Source organism: Neobacillus sp. K501 (assembly GCF_053749995.1).
The window spans coordinates 75,576-94,389 of record NZ_JBSLYA010000011.1 but is presented as its reverse complement, the minus strand read 5'-3'; the positions used below and the strand labels follow the sequence as shown (position 1 = coordinate 94,389).

At 37.3% G+C, this 18,814-nt stretch carries 17 protein-coding genes; 14 read left to right on the top strand and 3 right to left on the bottom strand.

Annotation, left to right across the window (positions count from 1 at the left end):
• Nucleotides 1–35 precede the first annotated feature (35 nt).
• The 10 genes from ACWM35_RS21160 to ACWM35_RS21115 all read left to right on the top strand — a co-directional run bounded on the left by ACWM35_RS21160 (nucleotide 36) and on the right by ACWM35_RS21115 (nucleotide 11,105).
• Complete coding sequence (locus tag ACWM35_RS21160; RefSeq protein ID WP_454820877.1) at nucleotides 36–1,787, top strand: methyl-accepting chemotaxis protein; 1,752 nt, start codon at nucleotides 36–38, stop codon at nucleotides 1,785–1,787.
• Between the two features lie 236 nt (nucleotides 1,788–2,023).
• Nucleotides 2,024–3,211 carry a hypothetical protein gene (locus tag ACWM35_RS21155; RefSeq protein ID WP_454820876.1) on the top strand — a complete coding sequence of 396 codons (1,188 nt, stop codon included), beginning with the start codon at nucleotides 2,024–2,026 and terminating at the stop codon, nucleotides 3,209–3,211.
• A gap of 12 nt (nucleotides 3,212–3,223) precedes the next feature.
• Nucleotides 3,224–4,528, top strand: coding sequence for a WD40/YVTN/BNR-like repeat-containing protein (locus ACWM35_RS21150; RefSeq protein ID WP_454820875.1), 1,305 nt, complete (start codon nucleotides 3,224–3,226; stop codon nucleotides 4,526–4,528).
• Nucleotides 4,529–4,546: 18 nt separating this feature from the next.
• Complete coding sequence (locus ACWM35_RS21145; protein WP_454820874.1) at nucleotides 4,547–5,062, top strand: hypothetical protein; 516 nt, start codon at nucleotides 4,547–4,549, stop codon at nucleotides 5,060–5,062.
• A gap of 87 nt (nucleotides 5,063–5,149) precedes the next feature.
• Nucleotides 5,150–6,181, top strand: coding sequence for a S66 family peptidase (locus ACWM35_RS21140; protein WP_454820873.1), 1,032 nt, complete (start codon nucleotides 5,150–5,152; stop codon nucleotides 6,179–6,181).
• 360 nt (nucleotides 6,182–6,541) lie between these two features.
• A complete protein-coding gene (locus ACWM35_RS21135; protein ID WP_454820872.1) occupies nucleotides 6,542–7,699 on the top strand; it encodes an FAD-dependent monooxygenase in 1,158 nt (385 codons plus the stop codon).
• Between the two features lie 112 nt (nucleotides 7,700–7,811).
• Nucleotides 7,812–8,783, top strand: coding sequence for an alpha/beta hydrolase (locus ACWM35_RS21130; protein ID WP_454820871.1), 972 nt, complete (start codon nucleotides 7,812–7,814; stop codon nucleotides 8,781–8,783).
• 106 nt (nucleotides 8,784–8,889) lie between these two features.
• A complete protein-coding gene (locus ACWM35_RS21125) occupies nucleotides 8,890–9,480 on the top strand; it encodes a TetR/AcrR family transcriptional regulator (protein WP_454820870.1) in 591 nt (196 codons plus the stop codon).
• Nucleotides 9,473–10,570 (top strand): DUF418 domain-containing protein, encoded by a 1,098-nt coding sequence (locus ACWM35_RS21120; RefSeq protein WP_454820869.1) that lies wholly within the window; start codon nucleotides 9,473–9,475, stop codon nucleotides 10,568–10,570. The genes ACWM35_RS21125 and ACWM35_RS21120 overlap by 8 nt, the downstream gene beginning before the upstream one ends.
• Nucleotides 10,571–10,598: 28 nt before the next feature.
• Complete coding sequence (locus tag ACWM35_RS21115) at nucleotides 10,599–11,105, top strand: MepB family protein (RefSeq protein WP_454820868.1); 507 nt, start codon at nucleotides 10,599–10,601, stop codon at nucleotides 11,103–11,105.
• Between the two features lie 610 nt (nucleotides 11,106–11,715).
• Here ACWM35_RS21115 and ahpF read toward each other — a convergent pair.
• The 3 genes from ahpF to ACWM35_RS21100 all read right to left on the bottom strand — a co-directional run bounded on the left by ahpF (nucleotide 11,716) and on the right by ACWM35_RS21100 (nucleotide 14,498).
• Nucleotides 11,716–13,245, bottom strand: a complete 1,530-nt coding sequence (ahpF, locus tag ACWM35_RS21110) for an alkyl hydroperoxide reductase subunit F (protein WP_454820867.1) — start codon at nucleotides 13,243–13,245, stop codon at nucleotides 11,716–11,718.
• Nucleotides 13,246–13,260: 15 nt separating this feature from the next.
• Complete coding sequence (gene ahpC, locus ACWM35_RS21105; protein ID WP_454820866.1) at nucleotides 13,261–13,824, bottom strand: alkyl hydroperoxide reductase subunit C; 564 nt, start codon at nucleotides 13,822–13,824, stop codon at nucleotides 13,261–13,263.
• Between the two features lie 164 nt (nucleotides 13,825–13,988).
• A complete protein-coding gene (locus ACWM35_RS21100) occupies nucleotides 13,989–14,498 on the bottom strand; it encodes a hemerythrin domain-containing protein (protein ID WP_454820865.1) in 510 nt (169 codons plus the stop codon).
• A gap of 216 nt (nucleotides 14,499–14,714) precedes the next feature.
• Here ACWM35_RS21100 and ACWM35_RS21095 point away from each other — a divergent pair, with 216 nt between their 5' ends.
• Genes ACWM35_RS21095 through ACWM35_RS21080 form a run of 4 tightly spaced genes read left to right on the top strand, consistent with a single transcriptional unit; the run spans nucleotide 14,715 to nucleotide 18,762 of the window.
• Complete coding sequence (locus tag ACWM35_RS21095) at nucleotides 14,715–15,209, top strand: PH domain-containing protein (RefSeq protein WP_454820864.1); 495 nt, start codon at nucleotides 14,715–14,717, stop codon at nucleotides 15,207–15,209.
• The gene (locus tag ACWM35_RS21090; RefSeq protein ID WP_454820863.1) at nucleotides 15,206–16,693 is read left to right on the top strand and encodes a PH domain-containing protein; all 1,488 of its coding nucleotides are present in this window, start codon (nucleotides 15,206–15,208) and stop codon (nucleotides 16,691–16,693) included. Before ACWM35_RS21095 ends, ACWM35_RS21090 begins: the two co-directional genes overlap by 4 nt.
• A gap of 33 nt (nucleotides 16,694–16,726) precedes the next feature.
• Nucleotides 16,727–17,395, top strand: a complete 669-nt coding sequence (locus ACWM35_RS21085; protein ID WP_454820862.1) for a response regulator transcription factor — start codon at nucleotides 16,727–16,729, stop codon at nucleotides 17,393–17,395.
• Complete coding sequence (locus tag ACWM35_RS21080; RefSeq protein WP_454820861.1) at nucleotides 17,392–18,762, top strand: histidine kinase dimerization/phospho-acceptor domain-containing protein; 1,371 nt, start codon at nucleotides 17,392–17,394, stop codon at nucleotides 18,760–18,762. The genes ACWM35_RS21085 and ACWM35_RS21080 overlap by 4 nt, the downstream gene beginning before the upstream one ends.
• The last annotated feature ends 52 nt before the right edge of the window (nucleotides 18,763–18,814 follow it).

Below are 18,814 nucleotides of genomic sequence, written 5' to 3'. Positions count from 1 at the left end.
TTAGGACTATCTAACTAAAGAGGAGAAAATCCATTATGAAAAATCGAGAAATTAAGCAGAAATCACTTAAGAGGAAGTTTACCTTTTTCCTTTTTTGCATAGTACTTCTGTTTTTTCTAATTAGCAGTGCTATGGTGGTCTACACATCACACCGTTCGATAAATGATACATTAAAATATAATAATAGTATTCACGCAGAAAGGTTTGCTGATAAGATCGATATCGACCTATATAAATCCTTCCTAGAAGATCCAGTAGAAAATAAAACATATGATAAACTTCGAGAACAACTGAATGATTTTAGAGAGAAAAGTGGAGCTTTATATGTGTATACGCTATCGATAACGGAAAATAAAAAGTTGGAAATTATGGTGGATGGATCTCCCAAAGGGGAAACCTCTCCAATTGGTGAACCAACTGAAACCACCACATATAGGGATATTGAACCAACCTTAGAGGGGAATACAAGTAGTACAGATATAGTAGAAGACCCAAAGTATGGAAATTACATGTCCTCTTTTGCCCCGATAACAGATCGTACGGGTAAATTAATAGGTATCATTGGAGTGGATTTCGCAGCTGAACAAGTTCAAACGATACAAATAAATGCAATGAAGGAAATTGTTCCACTATTAGTGGGAATTTTGGTAGTTATTCTATTAGTTATTCTCGGATTTGTGTATCGCAATCTTGACAAAAAACTATCTCCTTTAAGTACTTTGAGTGAAGCTTCTAAATCCATTACGCTAGGGGATATTGCAAAATCAAAGGAAGTTTTGGAAGGATTGTCATTTAAAACATCTGATGAAATAGGTTACCTTCGTGATTCCATGAAAGAAATGTCATCTCTTTTAGAATCGATAATAAACAATATGCAAGTAACATCCATCAGTGTGCATGACAAAAGTATGAATTTAGAAACAGCAATGATTGAATTGCTTCATGGCACAAAACAAATAGCTATAACAATGGATGAAATGGCTAGGGGTGTAGAAACACAAGCAAGTCTTTCTTCCGATTTATCCTATGAAATGCAAGTGTTCACTAAAGTAGTTGATGAAGCTCATGCAACAGGAGAAGAACTTACTAATATGAATAGGCAGGTCAAACAATTAACGGAAAACGGATACGACATTATGGAGCAGTCTGTTCAACAAATGGATGATATATCACATATTGTTAATCTGACTGCAGAAGAAGTAGAACGGTTAGCTGTACAAACAAAAGATGTTTCTTCTCTTGTCACGTTCATTCGTTCTATTGCCGACCAAACAAACCTGTTAGCTTTGAATGCAGCTATAGAAGCGGCGAGAGCAGGAGAGCAAGGAAAAGGCTTCGCAGTTGTAGCCGAAGAGGTAAGAAAATTAGCAGGGGGAGTTTCCGACTCTGTCAATGAAATTCAAGGAATAGTAGAAAAGGTAGTACAGAGTACCAATGTTGTCGTGACTACTCTCCGAGATGGTTTAGAGAAGGTGTCCGAAGGTCAACATAATATTAAAAATACGGGTATTACCTTTAAAGAAATATCGGAAACCATCACGAGCATGGCAAGTAAAAATATTATTCTAAGTGAACAAATGGTAAACCTTGTAAATAAGCAAAGTAAAATGAACCACTCAATTGAAGAGATCGCTGCAATCGCTGAACAAAATGCAGCTGGTATTGAACAAGTGGCTGCATCCGGTCAGCAAATAAGTGGCTCCACTGAAGAAATTAATCAATGGACTAAGGATTTAAAGTCATCTGCATCTCTTTTAAAAGAAGAGTGTGAAAGATTCGTAGTTTAATAAAGAAAACACTATTACTTTATCCTAAATAACGTATAAGAATTTAAAAGGGGGGGACGCTGAAGCGCCTCCTTTTTTGATTGCTGAAGGAGTCCGTTCGTTAAAAGGGAATTGTCCTTTATATCATGCATAACATGTAATTTTATTAAAATATGTTTAATTTTTATGTTACGATTTAATTGGAAAAATTTATTAAATTGGTTACGTTGTTAAATGGAGGGAAAGGAGTGATAGGAATGGTAGTAGAAAATAAATTGACAAAAAAACTATATCGAAGACTGATCTTACGAGATTTATTATTTGGTAGTAAAAGTAGCTTGATCAGCCTTCTACTTTATGTACTGTTGTGGAGGGTTTTGTACACGATTACAAAAATAGGACAATTGAAAACCAATGTACCAATATTTTTAGGAATTAGCTTAATATTGATATTCGTGTTTATTCATATTTTTGTAGTTTATCGAAAGCATATGGCAAAAGACTATCTATTCCAGCTTGATAGTCAGATTGAAATCCATGAGAGGCAATTGGTTATTGTGTCAAGTGATTCCGAGGATCATCATGTTTTTCCATTGGATAGTTTAACAACGATCAAAGGAAATAAAAAATGGTATTTTCTATACTTTAAAGATAAAACGTTTATCCCCATTTCAAAGAAAACAGAACCTTCTCTTGAACAGATTAAAGAATATTTTACGATTTTTAAGCCGATCCAACCGATTTTTTGGAAATGGACGGTTCTTTCCTTTTCTCTGTTTACCGCTGTTGGAGGATATTATGTTGGTTCAAATGCTGTCAATTTTAATGGGGAATTGGCCTGGAAAATCCATGAGTTAAAAACAGAGACAAGAATAAAGCTAGAGAATGATAATTTTTATAACACAAAGCTAAATGGAATAATAGATTCTGTAAAAGCGAAGATGGAACTAGAACCGTATTTAATGTCCAATGATATAGAAATAGAGTTTAAAAAGGATGGGACGATCACCGATATTTATATGTTTATTTACGGGTTTGATCAAAATCAAGATTTACAATCAACCTATTTAATTTTTACTGATAAAGCAAAGGGCAATAAGGTAAGGATACATAAACAAGATTGGAAAGGGGAAAAAACAACGGTGTATGATCCTAATAACGATTTATCGATTGTTATCAATATTCTAGAATGGATTCCCTTAAAAGAGGAAGTTAATCGTTGGAATGAAGAGAAGAATGCTGTCCTGTATAAAGGAATAAGAAACTGGGGTGCTATTGATGAGGGGATTCGCTATTTTAATGAAAATGGTAAGTCGATTCCTATCACTGCTGATCCAGGAAATTATGGTCCAACGGTCTCCTTATATATACCAGGTAAGGAGGAGACGATTACCCCGAAGCGATATATTTATAAACCATTTTTTGATGAAGAGGATGTTGAATGAAGGAGGATTCAAATGAAAAAGGGTCAAAGTAGTATATTAATTTTCATTTCAATATTAATAGTTATCTTCATTATTTTTCAAATGAATAAAGAGGAGAATGAAAAACCGAATTCGAAACCAGTCGAAGTAAAGAAGGCAGATATAAACAGCAAACTCCCTTTTACAGTGCAGGTAAATGAAGAGGCAATCAAACCAGAATCGGTTGCTTCCCGAATATGGTCTGATTTCATGGGTAGTTTTGAAAGCGAGGGAGCAATTGCTGATGCGTTCTATCTTCGATTTGCGAAGTTATCGGAGGATGTCGATTCTTTCGTGGTAGCAGCCGTTTTTGAAGTTCAGTTGTCAGAAACCACACCCAAGGTCGATTACGGCTGGGGAGAGGTAAAGGATAATCGTATCGTCCCCAATATCGTTTGGAAACTAACGATTCATAAGGTTGATCCTTTAACATACACATTAACAAATATTGAAAGAACAACCGATACGCAAATCGGTTTGCCTCCTGTTGAATCGTTGGAAGAATATCGAAAGAAAGCCGGAATAAAGGAACCATCGGAAAGCATAAGGTATGAAATTAAGGGTGAAACGCTTAGGGTTACTTATAATAATGGGAGAGATTGGCAGGTTGTGCCTGTTGCGAGGGGAGATTTATTTACTGGTGAATCAAACGATACGGAACAACAATTAGTTAGTGGTAGCTATGTGATGACTCCGGAGATAACAGCGTTTGTCCTTAACCAAGGGATGCGGGTTCTGGTAAGTACGGATAAAGGGGAATCTTGGAATGAGGCAGTGGTTTCGGATAAACTGCCATTTTTACGCATGCTAAAACTTGGGTTCACGTCGAAACAGGATGGTTATCTCATCGTAACAGGAGATAAAACGATGAGTAGTGAGGTACATTTAATATTTAAAACAAATGATGGTGGACAGTCATGGTACAACGTCGGACCAGTGGATGACACTTATAGCTTAGTGACAGACGGGGGATTTATTAATGATCAATTAGGATTTATCTCCTTTGGTGAATATCGCTATGAAGACCTGCCTCCTGTTCCAAATTTGTACCGTACTACCGACGGTGGCGCAAACTGGGAACGCGTGGAGGTTCCAATACCTGAAGAATATCTGAACTATTTCACAATAGCTGAGATTCCTACTTTTCATGGAACGGAAGGAACTTTGTTAGTGAATCAAGGTGAAATGGGTGATTATTTGGGTGGAAAGGTATTGGCGAAGTATACCACACAGGATCAGGGGAAAACATGGTCGTTTGCGGGTTTGATCGATCCAGATGGGGTGCTTCGTCCAAAATAAAAAATATGGGGGAGTAATGTGAGTAAAAAGCAGAAAGCTATTTTGAGAAGTTCCTTATTATTAAACGCAATTTTTCTCATTTGCTTAGCTATCGGGTACCTAAAAATGAGCTTAGTACACAAAGAGCTATTTTACTCAGAAGTGCTAAATAAACTTGTTGAACTTGAGGGTTTACTAGAACATCAAATTAATAATAATTGGACGGAACCAAATTTAGTGACCACCCAGTTAGGGGATGTTTTAAACGGAATTGATGTTGCAATGAATAGTGGTAAATATTCAGGTTGGCTTTCAAAGGATGATCTGACGAAAATAGAGCATCTTGATTATGCATTAAGACAATACCCTCATGATGAATTGTATAAATTTAGCGTTTTAACTAAGAATGATAAAGACAATTTTGTTGATTTACAATCGAAACTCCAAAAAGTAGGTTTCGCAATGAATATGACAATCAATAAAGATTGGAAAGCCTTTATTGATAAGGCAGAAAACCTGCTTCTCCTTATGGAAGATGATTTAGTTATTAATTAGGGAATTTTCAAAAAACAAAAAGTAAATTTGTTAAAGTTGTAGTAATATGAATGTTATATCTTCATAGCTATAAAGGTGGGAGAAATCATGTTAATCAAACCAAAGCAATTACTGCCGGGAGATCGGGTGGCAACCGTAAGTCCGTCATGGGGAGGGGCAGGTGATCCTGAACTTAAATGGCGCTATGAGCAAGGGGTAAAGCGATTAGAAGAAGTTTTTGGCTTGAAAGTTATCCCGATGCCAAATAGTTTAAAAGGAAGTGACTATCTTTATCAAAATCCACAGGCTCGTGCGGAAGATTTGATGACGGCATTTAAAGATGAAACGATTAAAGGTATCTTTGCCAATATTGGTGGTGAAGATAGTATTCGTTTACTTCCATATATTGATTTTGATGTTATCCGTGAAAACCCTAAAATATTTATGGGGTACTCTGATGTGACGATTTCCCATTTATTTTGTCATAAAGCAGGGATTTCTTCCTTTTACGGTCCTGCTATTTTAACAGATTTTGCTGAGAATGTTGAAATGGACCCTTATACGGTTGAATTGGTGAATCGAACCCTTTTTTCAAATGAAAGGATTGGTGAAATTGAACCAGCCAAGGCTTGGACAAGTGAACGTTTGGAATGGATCGAAGAGAATAAGAATAGTAGACGAACGATGCGAAAAAATCACGGCTACGAGCTTCTTCAAGGTTCAGGTAACGTCCAAGGTCAGTTGATTGGCGGTTGTATTGAAGTACTAGAGTTCGCGAAAGGGACAGAGCTTTGGCCTGATAAGAAACATTGGGATAACAGTATTCTTTTCTTTGAAACATCTGAAGAAAAGCCAGAGCCATCTTATATTAAATATTGGCTGCGAAATTATGCTGTACAAGGTATTCTGCAAAAAGCAAATGGAATCATTTTTGCTAAACCACAAGATGAGAAATATTATGATGAGTATAAAGAAGCGATTCTAACGGTCATGAAGGAATTTCATTTGGAGAAGTTGCCGATTCTTTATAACTTGAATTTTGGTCATACCGAACCAAAATTTATTTTGCCATATGGAGCGATGGCAGAAATAAATTGTGAACAGAAAACTTTTTCGATTGTCGACAGTGGTGTGGAATGAATGAAAATGTAAGAGGAGACCTAGTAAAGTATATTACTATTCTGCTTTTCGCACCTCTTGTAACTCTTTAACGCTACTCGTTGATTGTATTTAAAAAGTCTCAACCCATTGATGTGACTGAGTTGAGACTTTTTTTATTTATGGGCCATTTTCGATAATAACAATTATAAGTAAACTGGATATTTCTGTTAAAATAGATAATGGTTATGGAAGGAGCATTCTAAAACTAAAGATCCATTATCAAGGTAAATGAATTTGATGTTATATACCAAAAAGGGGCTAGGGATAATTGAACAAAAAAAATAAGTGTTATTTTAGCAACTATCGATAATTAGATAGCCCACAGAAGGAGTGAAGGAAATGGGCTTTAATGGAAGAATTGCTATTGTTGGTGGAGGCATCGGAGGTTTATGTACGGCAATTGCACTACAAAAGGCAGGGATAGAGACCATCGTTTTTGAAAGTTCAACAGAAATTACGTCCGTGGGAGCGGGCTTAGGTATAGGCAATAATGCAATAAAAGCATTAGCAAAACTCGGCTTAGATCAACATGTAATTGATGCCGGACGAATACTTGAGGCCATGATTATTTATGATGCAAATGGAAAACAGTTAAATAAAATGGATACGAAGTTGATCAGTGAACGATTTGGTACCGATAATGTGACCATCCATAGAGCTGCATTGCATGGAATTCTTCATAGAACTCTTAAGGAAAATACCGTCTCATGCGGGAAAAAGTGCGTGGATTTTTTTCAAGACAAAAATGTAGTCAGGTTAACTTTTGAGGATGGTTCAGAAGCAACCGCAGATTATGTTATCGCAGCAGATGGAATTCATTCTGTATTCCGCAAAAAGCTTATCCCTCATTCATATCCCCGTTATGCCGGTTATACGTGCTGGAGAGGGGTTACCGATGTAGATCAAAGTAAACTTTATCAGAACGTAGCTTCAGAAACGTGGGGAACGAATGGGAGGTTTGGCATTGTTCCACTAGCCGGAGATAAAGTATATTGGTTCGCTTGTGTAAATGCCCCATATCATGATTCTGGAACTGCAAAGTTCAGAAAAAATGATATCTTTGCTCTGTTTAAAGATTATCATTCTCCTATCCCTGAGCTAATCAATATAACTAAAGATGAAGCCATTATTCATAACGACATTATCGATATTGTTCCCATTAAGCAATTTGCGTTCGGAAGAATCCTTCTAATTGGGGATGCAGCACACGCTACGACCCCCAATATGGGGCAGGGAGCTAGTCAGGCAATAGAAGATGCCATTATTCTAGCATCATGCGTGAATAAATTTTCTAGTATTGAAGATGCCTTTAAGCATTTTGAAAAATTGAGAGTAAAGAGAACAGCTAAAATAATAAAAATGTCACGACAGATTGGTAAGGTAGCCCAGTCAAGAAACCGTATCATTATAAAAATAAGAGATTTTTTGTTAAGACGTGTATCTTCAGCAAGTCAGTTAAAAAGTTTGAAGTTTCTTTACGACATTAATCTTGATTAAAAAACAAAATAATAGATACAAGGTATGATAAGAGAATACACGAACGAATTACCCTTGTTATAAAGTTATAGATTAATAGCAAGCCAGATAATATTGTTTGGGGGAAAAGAGAGTGAATTCTATTACAAGAAATTTAACATACAATGAAACCGAAATTTATTGGAAAGATTATCAGAGGTTTTTTCCGGAAGAACTAAGAATAAATGAAAATAATCTTCCAACTGAACAATGGTGGACTTGGAATGGTTATCATATCCATCTAGATAGAATGTCTGTACCGAATTCGAAAGTAAAAATTATCTTTATTCATGGTGCAGGGGGAAACGGGAGACTTTTCGCTCCCTACGCAAGAATGCTGCAAGTGCAGGGGTATGAAATTGTATCTCCAGATCTCCCTCCTTATGGTCTCAGTTACTCAGAGTCATTAAAATACATGGAATATCAAGAATGGATAAAAATAATGACTGAGTTCATTGGATCGGAATTTGATCGAGACGGAAAGCCAATCGTTTTATTGGGGGCGAGCATCGGAGGTATGCTTGCCTATCATGTTGCCAGTCTATGCAAACAAGTAAAAGGGTTGGTTGTAACGACATTCGTGGATACAAGCAATCAGAAGGTTCGTGATCAAATTGCCACAAATAAGCTAATTAGCCGTTTAGGTAAATTCACGCTAGATAATTTCTCCTTTGTATTGGACTCGTTTCGAATATCTGTCTCAAAAGTATCGAGAATTAATTTAATTACAAATAACGATGATTTAACACGACTTATTATGAACGATCCGAGAGCGGCAGGGACAAAAGTTTCTTTACGCTTTTTGAGAACATTCCTAAATATGAAACCAATAATCGAGCCTGAAAATTTCGATGTTTGCCCTATTCTGCTCATCCATCCTGAAGTAGATCCAATGACCCCATATAGATTAAGTGAATCTTTTTATAACCGATTACAATATGAAAAAAATTGTGTAATTTTAGAAGGAGCAGGTCACTTTCCGATAGAACAGCCGGGTGTGGAACAAATGAAAACAGCCATCCTTAAATTTTTGCATTCAATAGAAAATAAGGTTGAAAAAGCTTAAGAGGGAAATCATCGTAAAGTGAGTTTTGGAAAAAAATGTTTTTATTTATCTGTAATCCATGTTATTATTTACTTACCGACCGGTAAGTAAATAATGAGGTGAAGATATGAGAAATAGGGAAGAAACATATGGTCTTATTGTAGAAACAGCTTATAAGATGTTTGCGGAAAATGGATTTGATAAAACGAGTTTAGCCGTGATCGCAAAAGAAGTAGGTATTTCAAAGCCAGCTATTTATTATTATTTCGACTCGAAAGAGAAATTAATTGATTTTCTATTTGAAGAAATTTGCAAGGAAATAGTGAATCAATATACAGTAACGATTGATGATTTGACAATGAATAACTTTGAACAGTTTCTGCTTAACATTGGATTTAACATGATCGAGGAACAGGAAAAGGATGTTTATTTTAATAAAATTTTTAATGAGTACATTTTATTAGCAACGAGGAAAGAGAAATACATGATTCAATTAAATAAAATACAGAGGGGTTATTTTGAAAACTTTAGTAGGTTAATGAATCATGGTGTTAAAATTGGTGTTGTCGATGGAAAAAATGTAGAATCCAAATCTAATATGCTTGTAATGGTTATTGATAATATCGGTAATTTTATACTTACAGGGCTTGAATTAGATTACAAGGGTATATGGGAAGAAGCCGTGAAAAGCGTGCTAAAGAGTGTTAGAAATGACTAAACTTCAAATCAAAAATCAACGGATAGAGGGACTGGACGTTGCTAGATCATTGGCGTTATTTGGAATGTTTGTTGTTAACTATAAAGTTATAGTTGAGGCTGAGGGGAATGGCTCAGAGTGGATCATTTGGTTTACAGATCTTTTTCAAGGCAGAGCATCTGCAGTTTTTGTATTGCTAGCTGGAATTGGAATATCACTAATGACCAGGAAAGCAAGAAATGGTGATTCTGATTTACTAATAAGGAAGAGCAAGCAAAATATCTGGAAAAGATCTGCTTTTCTATTTTTATTAGGTATGGTTTTATATGTAGTTGGTTGGACGGGAGATATTCTACATTACTATGGTGTGTTTGTGTTTATCGCATCATTTTTCATTACTGTTTCTAACAAGACGATTATAATCATCTGTTCCCTTTTTGGCTTAATTGCACAAATTATGCAGGTTTCAAGTAACTATTTAAAAGGTTGGAATCGCGATAAACCATTTATAGAATACACAGATTTCTGGACTGTCGAAGGTTTTTTTAGAAATTTATTGTTTAATGGATATCACCCTATATTTCCTTGGATCTGTTTCTTTTTATTAGGTATGATAATAGGTAGACTCGAATTGACAAATAAGATAATAATTAAGAAAATGGGGATAACTTCCTTGTTACTTTTAATAATTTCTGAATTCATATCCAAAGTTCTTCTCCATTCCTCTTTAAGACTATTAGATATAGAAAGTGCAAGATATTTATTTCAAACTGGACCTATTCCTCCCAATCTATTCTATCTAATATCAAATACTTCTTCAGCTGTACTTGTAGTAGCAATCTCCATTTATGTTTCTAGAAAATTCTCTGGGAATTGGTTAATAACTGCTCTCGTTAAGACAGGTCAACTAACGTTAACTCATTATGTAAGTCACGTATTTGTTGGTATTGGAATCTTGGTTTTATTAAGTAGATTGGAAAATCAGACACTTGAATTTTCACTGTTATTTTCCATCTTGTTTTTTGTGGGTAGTATTTTGTTTTCAATAGTATGGAGAAAAATGTTTAATAGAGGTCCAATTGAATTGATAATGAGAAAGCTTGTAAACTAATTTGTAAAAAAATATGGGGTACAAAGCAGTGAATGAATTTTATAAGGCGTTAACATATGTAAATGAAATATTTTATAAACCCAATCACTTCATTATTAAAGCGATCCGAGAAGAAGCTCAAAATTCAGAATATGGGGCGGGTATATTCCAACTAAATTCAAAATCGGTTAGATTTAGAGTCGCAAAGAAAACACCTACTAAGATAGGACAGTTTGTTGCTTTTTGGGAAAAAGATGGGAATAATAAAAACCAAGCCTTTTCATATGAAAAGGCTACTGATTTTTTGGTTATCAATACCTTTACTAGTAAAAATAATTTTGGACAATTCGTTTTTCCAAAAGAAGTTCTTGTAAAACACAATATCCTTAAAACAGCCACTACAAAAGGAAAAATGGCAATTAGAGTTTACCCTAGATGGGAAAATCCCAGTAGCAAACAAGCTATCGAAACACAAGAATGGCAATTAAGATATTTTGTTGAGGTGAATAATAAAAATAATTCAATACAAGAACTATTAAAGTTATATACTAACTAAAATTGGATAGCCCTAATCTCTATTCCAACCAGTATGTTTCACCAATGAGCATTTTTTTAACTCGGGAGGCATCTAATTATAATCTGCTCCACTCCACATTTAGCCTTGCAATGGCTTCTGGTCCGATATCATCCGCCAAATGATGAAACTTTTGGGTCACAGGAGGTGGTCTGGAGTGCCCCAAACTTGTAAAAGAAGAAAAGTCCGGTCACAGCAGAGGGACTGGAGTGCCCCAAATTTGTAAAAGAGGAGCAGTCCGGTAGCAGAGGGTCTGGAGTTACCCAAATTGATAAAAGTAGAACAGTTGGGTCACAGCAGAGCCTCTGGAGTGCCCCAAACTTGTAAAATAAGAACAGTCCGGTCAAAGCAGAGCCTCTGGAGTGCCCCAAACTTGTAAAAGAAGAACAGTCCGATCAAAGCAGAGCCTCTGGAGTTACCCAAACTTATAAAAGAGGAACAGTTCGGTCAAAGCAGAGCCTCTGGAGTTACCCAAACTTATAAAAGAGGAACAGTTCGGTCACAGTAGAAAAGTGGGAGTTCACGAAGCTCTAAAATCATACAGCTAAACAAAAAAGACAGTCAGCGACTGTCTTTTTCAAGTTTACTAGAATTAGTTGCGGATTAGGTAATCGAACGCGCCTAAGGCAGCTGTAGCACCTGATCCCATTGAAATAATGATTTGTTTGTAAGCACTGTCTGTACAGTCTCCGGCAGCAAATACGCCAGGGATGCTAGTAGCGCCGTGCTTGTCTACAATAATCTCACCCATGCGAGTACGTTCAATCGAATCGCCTAACCAATCTGTGTTTGGCACAAGACCAATTTGAACAAAAATACCTTCTAGTTCAATATGGTGAATTTCCTCTGTTTCACGATCCATATAAGAAATGCCATTTACCTTGTCTGTTCCAGTAATTTCTTTTGTTTGAGCATTCTTAATCACTGTAACGTTTGGTAGGCTGTTAAGACGTTCCTGAAGGACTGCATCAGCTTTCAATTCAGCTGCAAACTCAAGAACTGTTACATGCTTAACAATACCAGCAAGGTCGATAGCTGCTTCAATACCGGAATTACCACCGCCGATTACAGCAACGCGTTTTCCTTCAAATAGAGGACCGTCACAGTGTGGGCAGTAAGCTACACCTTTATTTTTGAACTCAGCTTCGCCAGGGACACCAACATTACGCCAGCGAGCACCCGTTGAAAGGATGACAGTTTTACTTTTTAGAACCGCACCATTTTCAAGTTCAATTTCTACTAAGTCTTTCTTTTCTAAACGTTTGGCACGTTGTAGGTTCATCACATCAATGTCGTACTCTTTCACATGCTCTTCAAGACTTGCTGCGACTTTCGGACCTTCTGTGTATTTCGTACCAATAAAGTTCTCGATTCCCATCGTATCCATCACTTGACCGCCAAAGCGTTCAGCGACAATTCCTGTACGAATCCCTTTACGTGCTGCATAGATGGCTGCACTTGCACCAGCCGGTCCGCCGCCAACAACAAGGACATCGAATGGTTCTTTATCAGCAAAATCTGATGCATCAGCACCCGTGCCCATCTTAGCGAGGATTTCTTCAACCGTCATTCGGCCGCTGCCGAAACTTTCACCATTTAGGAAAACAGTTGGTACTGCCATGATGTTCTTGCTTTCCACTTCTTGTTTAAATGCGGCACCGTCAATCATAGTATGAGAAATCCCAGGGTTGAGTACGCTCATAATGTTGAGTGCTTGTACCACATCAGGGCAGTTGTGGCAGGTTAAGCTGATATAAGATTCGAAGTGATGTTCACCTTTAATCGCTTTAATTTGGTCGATGACTTTTTGATCAACCTTAGGGGCTCTTCCGCTAACTTGCAGGAGAGCCAACACTAATGAAGTAAATTCGTGTCCTAGAGGAATACCAGCAAAGGTTACGCCAGTGTCTTCACCGATACGATTTACACTAAAGCTAGGTGTTCTTTCTAATTCTGTTTTTTCCACTTTAATGTTTGGCGACATTGTAGCCAATTCGTCTACTAAAAGAAGCATGTCGCGGGATACGTCATCGGTTCCTGCGGATACTTTGAGGAGGATATCACCCTCCATCAACTGTAGATACTGGGATAACTGTGCTTTAATATCTGCATCTAGTAACATTTTTTATCGTACTCCTTAAATTTTTCCTACAAGGTCAAGGCTTGGCTTAAGAGTTTCTCCGCCTTCTTGCCATTTAGCTGGGCAAACTTCGCCTGGATTGTTGCGAACGTATTGTGCTGCTTTAATTTTGTTCACAATTGTGCTTGCGTCACGGCCAATTCCGCCTGCGTTGATTTCCATTGCTTGAACAACACCATCTGGATCGATGATGAAAGTACCGCGTTGTGCAAGACCTTCTTCTTCGTCAAGGACGTCAAATGCACGTGAAATCTTTTGAGATGGGTCACCAATCATAATGTATTCTATTTTACCAATTGCTGGTGAGTGATCGTGCCATGCTTTATGTGTAAAATGAGTATCAGTTGATACAGAGTATACTTCTACTCCTAATTCTTTTAATGTTGCATATTGGTTTTGAAGATCTTCAAGTTCAGTAGGGCATACGAATGTAAAGTCTGCAGGGTAGAAACAAACAACACTCCATTGTCCTTTAAAGCTTGCATCTGAAACAGGGATGAATTCTCCTTTTTGGTAGGCTTGAGCTAAGAATGGTTGAATTTCTTTTCCGATTAATGACATAATCAAATTCCTCCTAAGGGTAATTTATTTGGACCAATAAATAGCTTATCCAAATAAAATGTTATTTATAATAATTATAATACAATATTTATTATTAGTTAATTGATTCACAAAGTCAAGTCATAAATCTACAAATTTCTGCATTTTTCTTGGGCAGTGATACTTTATTCAACTTGCAGCAGTTGCTCTAGCTGGACTTTCTCGTCATCGGATAGGATACTTTCTGCCAATGGAAACAGCACTTTTTCCTCCTTGGCAAAGTGTTGTATTAAGGTAGCATGAGCTTGGAAGGCGTATGTTGTAATCCATTGGACATCGTTTTCATTAATGTTTGCGCCAGCCTTGGCTACTTCTGTTTGAAAATCCTCTAGATGCTGCTCTGCCTTCTCATGTTCCCATTCCATTTCTTCGATTATTCGGTCATTCTTTTCGAGGTGTAGTGTCATCAAAGGGAATAAACCTTCTTCCTCTCGTTTTGAATGTGCCTTTAGCTTAATTGTGAATGCCGAAACCCGCTTGGATAATTCCACAAATAGTTGAACAACAGCATGTCCGGATTCGAATTCGATGTCTTCAATGATCTCATAGAAACGATCCATATCTGCCCTCAATGACACATGCTCTCCCATTAATTGTTGTAGTGGGGTACTTAAAAAAACGTTTGAATCCTCCATCGTCAATTATCTCCTTATCATTCCGTCACTATTCATCTGCATGTTAGCTTCGGTCATATCTTATTCACTCTTTTAAAAGCATACGCCATATGTGTCAATCATTTCGTGATGATAATCACGTAAAAATCAGAGTCAATGAAACTTATTTTCTATTAAATCGTAGTAAGAATTGGGAAATAGTTGAATTTCTTCTAGAATAAAACAAAGGTGATGTTTATGTATTCTGAAATGATTGAACCTCAAAAAAAATTGTCTAAGGACGCTGTGAAGGTGTGGATGATAAGTGAAACGATATACAATCTTATTGGATTTATCATCCTTGGTATTTTACTTTATCTTGACTATTGGTTTTCATGGAAAGAATGGATTGGCTGGATTTTATGGGTGTTAGTTTTGTTTACTATACTTGGCGTAATTTGGTCATTTATTAGTCCATTATTGCTTTACAAAAGCTGGCGGTATGATGTCAACGAAGAGTTTTTACAATTGAAATTAGGAGTATTCAATGAAAAATATCAACTCGTCCCGATGACAAAAATACAATCGGTAGCTACCAATCAAGGGCCTATATTAAGAAAGTACGGGCTTTGCACGGTTACTGTTGATACGATGGGGGGATCTCATGCCATCCCGGCCTTGCCTAAGGAGGTTGCTGAGAGCTTAAGGAATCAAATTGCCCAATACGCAAAACTAAAGGAAGTGGAATCATGATAAGGGCTAAACGATATCAACCGCTTCTGATGTTGTTTGATTTGTGGGGGCTCGTAAAAAGTACTTTTTTTGTGTTTATTTTTTTATTTGTGATAAAAGCCGATTATAAATCCTCCTTTGTCTTATATGGAAGGTATGTTTTTCTAATCTTCTTAGGTGTGAGCGTTCTATACATATTGGTAAAATGGTTAACTCATAAGTATGAACTGGATGAGCAGTCTTTTCATCTATATCAAGGGGTAATCAGCAAAACGGAAAGAACGATTCCTTTTTCAAAAATTCAAAATATCAATCGGCATAGAGGTCTTTTCCATCGGTTATTTGATGTCACCTCGATCAGCTTTGAAACAGGGATGAGCGGAGATGAAGCAGCTGTTACTTTTAAGGTGATATCTAATTCGGAAGCAAATCTGATGGAAGAGCATTTGGCAAGGTCAACAGGGAATGATGAGCCCACACTACCGTTCCAGGATAATGAAGCTGAAGAGCTGGACTCCAACCGTACCATTCATTTTAGACCAACGAAAAAAGACACGTTAAAAGCGAGCTTTACCTCTTTAAGTTTTATCTTTTTGATTCCTGTCCTGTTTAGTTTTTATTCCAAGTTAGATGATATTTTTCATGTGGAAAGGGAAGCAAAAGGAATCTTTTCTTACATTATCAGCTCATGGTGGCTGGTGACAACCATTGTAATCGTACTTATGATTGCTTCAATTGCATTTGGAATGGTAAGGACATTTCTTAAGTATGGGAAGTATGAAATATCTTCTGATTCAGATCGTATTTATATCACGAAAGGAGTGATCGATGAAACGGCTTTCTCGATCGCCAAAGATAGGGTACAAGCCATTGAAATCCATCAATCGCTTATGAAACGGTTGCTTGGCCTTGCAGAAGTGAAACTCACTAGCGCCGGGAGTTTTAGTTTAGGAGAGGAGAAACTGGAGGTTAATTCTCTATATCCTTTTCTTCCAATACAACAGGTCTATGAAATGATTACGGAAATATTGCCAGCTTATGAAGTCACGTCACAGATGAAGCGGCTCCCTAAAAAATCATTTTGGGTTCGGATGTTTAGCCCAAGTTGGATTTGGATATTGGCGACAGCTGCACTATTTTATTTCAAGCCGGTGGTCCTTGAAGTGGAGCAGTCTTGGTGGATATTGACAGCCGTCCTTTTACTATTCATCTCGGTTATAAGATGGCTTGATTTTATGCAGACCCGTTATATTCTGAATGACAAATTTATTCAACTTAAAACGGGTGGATTAACTACATCCTTATTTGTCTCCAAACGGGATAAAGTCATTGAAATCCAAGTGACTAGGAATCTTTTTCAAAAGTGGTTAGGCTTGGCCTCAATTGAGACAATTAATCGAGCCAAGCCAGTAAAGCATAATGAAATTGAGGATGTACCAGTTGAATTTGCCGAGGCCTTCTACCAATGGTATCAGGGAAGAAGAAGAGAAGTTGAGGTTGAATAATAATTTTCAGGTTTTTTTGGGGAGGTTAATAAGTTGCTTCAAGTATTATACATAGAAGATGAAAGCGAGATTGGCAGTTGGTTAACCACTGATTTAACCGAGAGGGGATATTCGGTTACCTGGCTTCAGTCTGGAGAAGGAATCGAGAAGTATCTGGAATTGGCTGATATTGTTGTTCTAGATGTTATGTTGCCGGGCTTAGATGGATTTTCGATCGGAAAGCGGATCAAAAAGGAGCATAGTGACTTACCGATTCTTATGCTCTCGGCCAGGACGGCTGTGGAGGATAAAATAGAAGGTTTAGGTTTCGCAGATGATTACTTAACCAAGCCGTTTCATCCGGAGGAACTGGCTGCAAGGCTGGAGGTTTTATTAAGGCGCTTTGAGAAAAAGATGGATGAAATCAGGATCCAGCATTTAACCATCCATTTGAAGGATCAGCAAATCATCAACCAAGAAACAGGTGAAGAGATTCTATTAACGGGAAAGCAGTTTCAAATTTTCCAATACTTTCTCCGTCATTTGAATCAGATTTTAACAAAAGAACAGCTCTATGAAGGCGTATGGGGAGAAAGTTTTATTGAAGGTGATAAAACATTAATGGTCCATATTCGATATTTACGGGAAAAGCTGGAGTTGAATCCAGCGAATCCTACGATTATTGAAACCATTCGCGGAATTGGCTACCGGGTGAAAAAATGAAGTTCTTTCGGTCGTTACTAGTAAAATATATGGCTATTATCCTCACGGCCATTTTCTTGATCCAAATCACTTACCTGATATCAGCCTTCTTTATTTTTAATGCTGATCAAAATATATTTCATCAAGATAAAAAAACTCAGCCTGTTGAAATCGAGAAAAACTGGCATACCGAAGCTAATGCTATGCAGCGGGTTACAGCAGAAACTGTCATGCAGCATTTTGACAAATGGCACGAATCCTATCCTAGTGCTTCGATGTTTTGGGTCGATCAGAATGGAAGGCTAAACGCCCAGTCGGCAGTGAAAGAGGACCTTCCAGAGGAGTGGACATCTGTCTACACGGCAAAATATATTAAGGAGCGATATGAGGGCGACCCTTTCACGGTCATAGCCTTTGTTGGAACAGAACAACAAGAAGGATTTATCGTTTTGGAGCTTCCTAGAAAGGAATTAGAACAACCTGGTGGTCAAAAATACGGGAATTTGATTTTGATCATCGCTGCTGCAATCATTATTCTATTTATCGTGGTTTCCTTTCTATTCTTCCGTGGGATTCGAAAGCGATTATTGCATCTTCAGGAAGCGATGGAGGTACGAGATGTTGATGGCCTACCTATTCAGATTAATGTAAAAAAGATGGATGAAATTGGCCAGCTGCAGCAATCGTTTAATGTCATGGTTGGAGAATTAAGGGCCAGCAAAGAGAGGGAACGAGAAGAAGAGCAGCTCCGGCGAGAATTGATTGCGAATCTATCACATGATCTACGAACACCTTTAACGAAACTGCTCGCACACACTTATTCCATTGCTAAGGAAGAGATGTCTTTGGAAGGAAAAAAGTCGATTAAAATTATGGTGGAATCGATTAATCGAGTGGACAGGTTGATTGAAAACTTAATGTCTTATACCTTGTTAGTGGCAAGCAAATATAAATATGAACCGAAGGAAAAGGATATTATCCGCTTCGTCCGTGAGTCATTAGCTTCTTGGTATCCTGTATTTGAAAAAGAGGAGTTTAAGATTGATATTCAATTAACACCGTTTAAAGAAAAGGAATGGATGATTGATCCGATGTGGCTAGGACGAGTTTTTGATAATCTATTTCAAAATGTTGTGCGCCATGCTAAAACGGGGGCATATGTCGGTGTATCGACCGAATCAACAACCGAGTATGATGCGATTATTGTCTCCGATCACGGCCCGGGGATGGCAAATAGCTCAAAGGAAAGTGGTGCAGGAATTGGTCTATCCATCATTGACATGATGGTAAAGGGAATGAAGCTGGAATGGGAAATCCAATCAAGCGAACGGGGAACCATCGTAAAAATTAAACGAAATAAAAAGGGCGAACCTGGAGAAAAAAATTAATATTCTCCGGGTTCGCTTTTTTTAAACAAAATTTAAACTTCTTCGATACTTG